Consider the following 7,453-nt stretch of genomic DNA (forward strand, 5'->3'; position numbering starts at 1 on the left):
CCCCGGGGCGCGGTCCGGGCGGGCCCGACGGGCGGGCCGGGCGGTCCGGGCGGGCCCGACAGGACCGCATCCGGTTGCAGGTGGGGCGCTTCGCCGATTGACTGGACAACATCTGTCCCGAAGATCAACCGGAGGCCCCGATGACCCAGACCCGGTTCACCCATATCGAGGTCGACGACGGTGTCTACGCGCCCCAGGACGACTCCTGGCTCATCTGTGAGGCGCTCGACCAGTGCGATCTGGTCGCCGGGCGGCGTGTCCTCGACATCTGTACAGGCAGCGGCATCCTCGCCATCGAGACCGCGCTCAAGGGCGCCAGGGAGGTGCTCGCCTACGACATCTCCCCCGCCGCCGTCGCGTGCGCGTCCCGCAACGCCGAGCGGGCCGGGGTGCAGGTGGACGTCCGGCTCGGCACCCTCGACGACGCCCGCCGGGCCGGCCCCTACGACGTGGTGGTCTCCAACCCGCCGTACGTCCCGTCCGACGTCCCGCTCGAGGGCACCGGACCCAACCGGGCGTGGGACGCCGGCGCCAACGGCCGCGTGGTGCTGGACCAGCTGTGCGACCTCGCCCCGGACCTGGTCTCGCCCGGCGGGAGCATGATGATCGTGCACTCGGAGTTCTCGGACCCTCCGCAGACCATCCGCAAGCTGGAGCAGTCGGGGTTCACCGCGCGGACCGTCGCCACCCGCGTCGTGGACTTCGGTCCCGTCATGACCTCGTACGCCGAGCGACTCGAGGCCGCCGGTCTGCTCGAGCCCGGTCGCCGCGAGGAGGAGCTGGTGGTGATCCGCGTTGACCGCGTCTGACGCCCGGCGGGTGCGGATCGTGCCCGGGGGACCGATGCTCATCGAGGGCCCGGTCGACATGACGACGCCCGACGGCGAGCGCGTGTGCTCGGACCGCTTCATGGTGGCCGTGTGCACGTGTCGGCGCAGCAAGACCTACCCGTTGTGCGACACGAGTCACCGCCGCAAGGTCCGGCCGACCGACCCGGCCCGCGACGACGACTGAGCGCTGTCCCGGGGCGGCGGCGGACCCCTTCCCGCGAATCCGCTACCCGGAATCAGGATCTGCTACCCCGATGCGCATAGCGAATCCCGATTCGGAGTAGCGGATCTTCCCGGGGCGGTGGGACGGGCGGCTCGCCGGGAGAGTGGCCGGGAGAGTGTCAGGGCAGGAGCGAGGACTCGCCGCGCTTCCACGCGGCGAGCATCTTCTCCGCGGCCAGGTCGTCGAGATAGTCCAGCGCGCGCATACCGAACACCACGTCGGCGGCCAGTTCCGGCTCACGGCGCACCAGATCGCCCACGACGTCGTGCCGCATGACCTGCTCATGGACCGCATCGGCCTCCACGTGCTCGGCGTAGAAGTGGACGCACTCCTCGGGAGCGCCCAGCCGACGCAGTCCGGCCACCAGGCGGGCCGATCCCGGCGACGAGGTGATCTCGATGGCCGCGAAATGGCCGATCGCCGCGCCCCGCAGTGACCGGTGCAGGCCGAACATCGACATGAGGTTGACAGTCGCCAGCGTCTCTGCCGACACCCGGTCGAGGTAACCGAGGTAGGTCGGGTCCAGCTCGGCGGCGCTCATGAGGTCGGCCCACAACCGCTGGTGCACGCGCTCACCCCGCCCACCACCGAACTCGTCGAACTCCACCGCGACGAACGAGGCCTTGGCCTGACCCTGCAGACGCGGGATCGTGAACGCGTGCGGGTCACCCTCCTTGAGGTGGTACAGGGACCGGTGGGCGAAGTACTCGCGCAGCTGGTCCCACGACCCCTCGTCCTTGAAGTACCAGGACGGTCCGGTGCCGGAGGTCGCCTCGACCGACAGTGCGTCCATCTCGGCCACGGGGTCGTCGCCGGGCTCGACGGCCGACCGCAGGTGCCCGAGGAAGACCCGCTCGAGGTCCCGCCGCAGCCGCAGCACCTCCGGCTCCCACTCCAGCTCCGCGTCGACCCCGTCGAAGCCCCGGTAGTGCAGCTCGTACAACGTGTACAGGGCGAGCTGAAGGTCCCGGCCCAGCGGATCGGTGTCCGCCGGTACCGGCGGCAGGTCCTGCACGGCGCCAGACGACAACGCCGCGACGACCGCCTCGGACAGCGGACCACAGGCGACGGGAAGCGACGGCGCGGTCGTGGCGGAGTCCTGCGCGGGGGCGGCGTCGATCGGTGCAGCTGTCATATCCCTTGTCTACCCCCTCGGCCGGTCGTCCTCCACCTCGCGCGGCCCCCCGTCGCGGGAGCTCCGGTTCCCGTTGCCGCTCTCGCCGTCGTCGTCGTTGTTCTCGCTGTCGCTGTTGTTCTCGCTGCTGTCGTTCTCGCCGTCGTGGTCGTTGTCGTTCTCGCCGTCGTGGTCGTTGTCGTCCTCGCCGTCGTGGTCGTTGTCGTCCTCGCCGTGTTCGCGCTCGATCCGCTCCTGCTCCTCCTGCTCGTCGCTGTCGGCGTCCCCGCTCTCATAGCTGTCGAACAGCTTGCGCCGTTCGTGCCAACGCAGGCTGTAGGTGGCTTCGCGGACGGCGTCCTCGTCGTCGAAGTTCGACCCGAGCGCCCCGGCGAAGGCGCCCAGACAACTGGACAGCCAGGCCAGGTGGACATAGTCGAAGATCGAGACGGGCCGCTCGAGCTGCGTCTCGAGGTAGCCCGCGTCCATCACGGCGATCGCCAGCACGAACATGGCGGCCAGCAGGCCGAGGTACATGATGCCGACGCCGGTACCGACCGTCAGGACCGTGGCCGCGTTGTCCATCCGCCGGTTGCTCGCCGTGAGCCCGTCATCCGGGCGGGTCCACAGGCCGTTGCGGAGGATGAGCCACACCACCAGGGTGAGCACGCCCATCACGCTGATCAGCAGCAGCCGGAGCGGATGCAACGCCACCGCGAGCGAGGCGATACTCCCGTAGAAGATGCCGAAGGCACCGGTCCCCGCTCCGGCGGCCACGACACCGGTCAGCGCCGTCATCATCCGGGTCGGCCGGTTGTTGCGCACCATCCCCGTCAGCAACCGGGCCTTGTTGAGGAAGCCTCGGCAGTGCTCGGGGGGCAGGTCGTCCGTCGCGGGTGCGCCCAGCCCACTCTGGTGGGTGCCCGCACGCACCAGCTTCAGGACGAGCTTGCGGACCTTCGAACGCACTCTGACGACGCCGAACACCGGGATACACACCAGCGCCGCGGTGGTCGAGCCGCTCACGTCGTAGAGCAGCGGGTCCCCGTCGGAACGGGTGGCGAGGTCCGTCAGATAGAGCACGAAGTCCCAGTCGTGTTCCTGCAGCAGCCGGGGGGCGTGCTCGGTGAGCCGGATCTCGCCGTCCGGTCCGAGCGGGAGGGTCTCCTGGTCGACCTCCACCCGCCACCGACCCCCGAGTTCGCTGGACAGGTCGTCCGCGAGATCGTCCGCGATCGCCACCGCGACCCTCCGGGGCACGCCCGGATCGGCCATGAGACCGACGGTCGCCCACACCTCGTCCTCGTTCCAAGTCTGCTCGTCCACCCCACCATCATGGCCCCGGGAGAGGATTCGCCAAATCGGTTGCGAAGGCCATTGTGCTGGCGTTACATGGCACGGAACCCACGTGGTGCGGACAGGAGAACGGGAGGTGACGATGTCGGAACAGGCGAGGTCGGAACAGGCGAGGTCGGAACGCCAGCCCGACCCCGGCCGGCCGCGCGCGTCGCGGCCGGAACTGGGCCGACGCGGTTCACCGCTGAACTGGCCCGTCTGGCGGCAGTTCACCGGTGAGGATCTGCTCGGTCGCGGCTCCGCGACCCGCTCCCGGCGTTCCCTCGAGATCACCCCCCGCACCGCCACCGCCGACAAGGTGGTCAAGAGTGTCTGCCCGTTCTGTGCGGTCGGGTGCGCCCAGGACGTCTACGTCTCCGGTGGCAAGGTCACCCAGATCGAGGGTGACGACGACAGCCCCATCTCCCGCGGACGCCTGTGCCCCAAGGGTTCGGCGAGCAAGCAGCTCGTGACCAACCCGGACCGCATCACCACGGTGCTCCACCGCAAGCCGTACGCGACCGAGTGGGAGGAACTCGACCTCGACACGGCACTGGAGATGGTCGCCGACCGCGTGCTGGAGTCGCGGAAGGAGTTCTGGGAGGAGACGGACTCGAACGGAGACACCGTCCGGCGCACCCGGGGACTTGCGAGCCTGGGCGGGGCGACGCTGGACAACGAGGAAAACTACCTCATGAAGAAGCTCTACACGGCGCTCGGCGCCATCGAGGTGGAGAACCAGGCGCGCATTTGACACTCCTCCACCGTTCCCGGTCTGGGAACCTCATTCGGGCGTGGTGGTGCCACGAACTACCAGCAGGACCTCGCGAACGCCGACTGCATCGTCATCCAGGGTTCCAACATGGCCGAGGCGCACCCGGTGGGGTTCCAGTGGGTCATGGAGGCCAAGCGCCGTGGCGCCACGATCATCCACGTCGACCCCCGGTTCACGCGCACCAGTGCGCTCGCTGACCAGCACGTACCCATCCGTGCGGGGTCGGATATCGCGTTCCTCGGCGGACTGATCAACCACGTCCTCACCAACGACGCCTGGTTCCACGAGTACGTGCTGGCCTACACCAACGCGTCGACGATCATCGGCGAGGACTTCGAGGACACCGAGGACATCGCGGGCCTGTTCTCCGGCTTCGACGCCGACGACCGGACCTACGACCTGGAGTCCTGGCAGTACGCGGGCGCCCAGAACGACATGCCCGACGAGGGCCGCAGCGACGACGATGCCGAGGACGAAGCCTCCGAGACCCCCGGCGCCGGTGGTGCCCGGGCATCGGCCACGACCGAGGCGCCCGAGCGGGACGAGACCCTGCAGCACCCGCACTGCGTTTTTCAGATCCTCAAACGGCACTTCAGTCGCTACACGCCGGAAATGGTCGAGCGGACCTGCGGCGTCGCTGCCGACGACTTCCTCCGCGTCGCCCGTGCGCTGACCGAGAACTCGGGACGGGAACGCACCACCGCGTTCTGTTACGCCGTCGGCTGGACCCAGCACACCGTGGGAGTGCAGTACATTCGCACGGCCGCGATCCTCCAGCTGCTGCTCGGCAACATCGGCCGCCCCGGTGGCGGCATCATGGCGCTGCGCGGACACGCCAGCATCCAGGGCTCCACCGACATCCCCACGCTGTACGACCTCATGCCGGGGTACCTGCCCACGCCGAACGCCGGCGAACAGCCGGACCTGGACAGCTACATCGGCACCGATGACGAAGCTCAGGGCTTCTGGGGACACATGCGGTCGTACACCGTCAGCCTGCTCAAGGCCTGGTGGGGCGACGCGGCCACCGCGGACAACGACTTCGCCTACGGCTACCTGCCCAAGCTCACGGGCAAGCACGACTCGACCGTCACGGTGCAGCGGCAGATCAACGAAGGCGGCGGCGGGTACTTCCTGGTCGGCGAGAACCCCGCCGTGGGCACTGCCAACGGGCGGATGCAGCGCGCCGGGCTGGCCAACCTCGACTGGCTGGTCGTCCGAGACCTCGTGATGATCGAGAGCGCCGACTTCTGGCGCAGTGGCCCGGAGATCGAGACCGGTGAGATGCGCGCGGAGGACGTCGGCACCGAGGTCTTCTTCTTCCCGGCAGCCAACCACGTGGAGAAGAAGGGCACGTTCACCAACACCCAGCGGTTGCTGCAGTGGCGCCACCAGGCCGTCGAGCCGCCGGGGGACGCGCGCAGTGAACTGTGGTTCTACTACCACCTCGGGCGTCGACTGCGGGCGAAGCTGGCCGACTCCACCGACCCCCGAGACCGGCCGCTGCTGGACCTGACCTGGGATTACCCGATGGAGCCGGGCTCGGACGACGAACCCGACGCCGAGGCCGTGCTGGCCGAGATCAACGGCCGCGGCGCGGACGGCGAGCCCCTGTCGACGTTCACCCAGCTCAAGCCGGACGGCTCGACCTCGTGCGGGTGTTGGATCTACTGCGGTGTCTACGCCGACGGCGTCAACCAGGCCGCGCGGCGCAAGTCCCGCCACGAGCAGGGCCCGGTGGCCCCGGAGTGGGGCTGGGCGTGGCCGGCGAACCGTCGCATCCTCTACAACCGTGCCTCCGCGGACCCGGAGGGCCGTCCGTGGAGCGAGCGCAAGGCACTCATCAGTTGGGACCCCGAGGCCGCCGACGGCTCCGGCCGGTGGGTGGGTGACGACGTACCCGACTTCGAGGCCGACAAGTCGCCCGACTACTCCCCGCCCGAGGGCGCGGTGGGTCCGGCCGCCATCGGCGGTGCACAGCCGTTCATCATGCAGGACGACGGCCGCGGATGGCTCTACGCTCCGCGCGGCCTGGCCGACGGGCCGCTGCCGGCGCACTATGAGCCGCCGGAATCGCCCGTCGCCAACCCGATCTACCCGGGCCGGGACGCCAACCCCGCCCGTGCGATCCGGCCCGGGCGGTACAACGAATCCCAACCGGGTCACGGAGAGCCGGGCAGCGAGGTGTTCCCGTTCGTCTTCACCACCTACCGCCTGACCGAGCACCACACGGCGGGCGCGATGAGCCGGACGCTGCCCTACCTGTCCGAGCTGCAGCCGGAGTTCTTCTGCGAGATCAGCCCTGAGCTGGCGCGGGAGCGGGGCCTGGTCAACGGGGGCTGGGCGACGATCGTCACCTCCCGCTCCGCGATCGAGGCGCGGGTCCTCGTGACCAGGCGGATGACGCCGCTGCTCATCGACGGTCGCACCCTGCACCAGATCGGGCTGCCCTATCACTGGGGCGGCAACGGCGTGAGCATCGGCGACCCGGCGAACGACCTGCTCGCCCAGTCCCTCGATCCCAACGTGTCCATTCCCGCGACCAAGGCCACGAGCTGTGACATCGTCGCGGGACGACGGCCGCGTGGACCGGCACTGCTGGAGTTCGTCGAGGGCTACCGCCGGCGCGCGGGAGTCATCACCGAACCGGGAACGGAGAGCTGAATCATGTCCGCCTTCCTGTCCGATCTCGGGCGGTCCTTCTTCGGGGACATCGACCCCGCCGAGGACAACGGCTACGCCGACCCGCCGCCGCGCAAGGGCTTCTTCACCGACACCAGCGTGTGCATCGGCTGCAAGGCCTGCGAGGTGGCGTGCAAGGAGTGGAACCTCATCCCCTCCGACGGCCTCGAGCTCACCGGCATGTCCTACGACAACACCCAGGCGCTGGGCGCCTCGACGTGGCGGCACGTCGCGTTCATCGAGCACGCGCGGCCGACGGCCTCGAGGATGACCGGCCGCAGGAGCACGACGAACGACACCATCGCGCTCACGGGGTTGCCCGGCAGGCACACCACGGGAGTGCCACGCCAGCTCGAGAGCCCCTGCGGGCCGCCGGGCTGCATGGCGATCGGGGCGAAACGGGCGCCCTCCCGGTCGGCGAGCACCTGGCGCACGACCTCGGCGTCGCCCATCGACACCGCGCCGACGGTCACCACGAGGTCGGCGTCCCCGGC

At 69.8% G+C, this 7,453-nt stretch carries 6 protein-coding genes and 1 pseudogene; 4 read left to right on the forward strand and 3 right to left on the reverse strand.

All coding sequences use genetic code 11. The features are described 5' to 3' along the window. The first annotated feature begins 140 nt into the window (after positions 1-140). Positions 141-809, forward strand: a complete 669-nt coding sequence (locus G6023_RS07705; protein ID WP_182634823.1) for a HemK2/MTQ2 family protein methyltransferase — start codon at positions 141-143, stop codon at positions 807-809. A gap of 34 nt (positions 810-843) precedes the next feature. Next, positions 844-1,014 carry a CDGSH iron-sulfur domain-containing protein gene (locus G6023_RS07710; RefSeq protein ID WP_096907399.1) on the forward strand — a complete coding sequence of 57 codons (171 nt, stop codon included), beginning with the start codon at positions 844-846 and terminating at the stop codon, positions 1,012-1,014. A 157-nt stretch (positions 1,015-1,171) separates the two neighbouring features. Here the strand turns inward: G6023_RS07710 and G6023_RS07715 are convergent, their stop codons facing one another. Both G6023_RS07715 and G6023_RS07720 read right to left on the reverse strand, forming a co-directional pair. After that, complete coding sequence (locus tag G6023_RS07715) at positions 1,172-2,188, reverse strand: iron-containing redox enzyme family protein (protein ID WP_067720039.1); 1,017 nt, start codon at positions 2,186-2,188, stop codon at positions 1,172-1,174. 9 nt (positions 2,189-2,197) lie between these two features. Then, positions 2,198-3,493, reverse strand: a complete 1,296-nt coding sequence (locus G6023_RS07720) for a hypothetical protein (protein WP_347570744.1) — start codon at positions 3,491-3,493, stop codon at positions 2,198-2,200. A 193-nt stretch (positions 3,494-3,686) separates the two neighbouring features. On the opposite strand from G6023_RS07720, the gene fdh reads away from it, so the two are divergent. Together fdh and G6023_RS07735 are read left to right on the forward strand one after the other, a co-directional pair. Beyond that, complete coding sequence (fdh, locus tag G6023_RS07730; RefSeq protein WP_241727751.1) at positions 3,687-6,941, forward strand: formate dehydrogenase; 3,255 nt, start codon at positions 3,687-3,689, stop codon at positions 6,939-6,941. Positions 6,942-6,944: 3 nt separating this feature from the next. Further along, positions 6,945-7,211, forward strand: a pseudogene (locus G6023_RS07735) (4Fe-4S dicluster domain-containing protein); the annotation flags it as partial. Here G6023_RS07735 and G6023_RS07740 read toward each other — a convergent pair. Continuing rightward, entirely contained in the window at positions 7,145-7,411 is a 267-nt protein-coding gene (locus tag G6023_RS07740; RefSeq protein ID WP_241727752.1) for a molybdopterin-binding protein, read from the reverse strand. The pseudogene G6023_RS07735 and the gene G6023_RS07740 overlap by 67 nt on opposite strands. Positions 7,412-7,453 lie beyond the last annotated feature (42 nt).

Origin of the sequence: Dietzia sp. DQ11-71 (assembly GCF_014144995.1) — a bacterium.
Lineage (GTDB): Bacteria > Actinomycetota > Actinomycetes > Mycobacteriales > Mycobacteriaceae > Dietzia > Dietzia kunjamensis.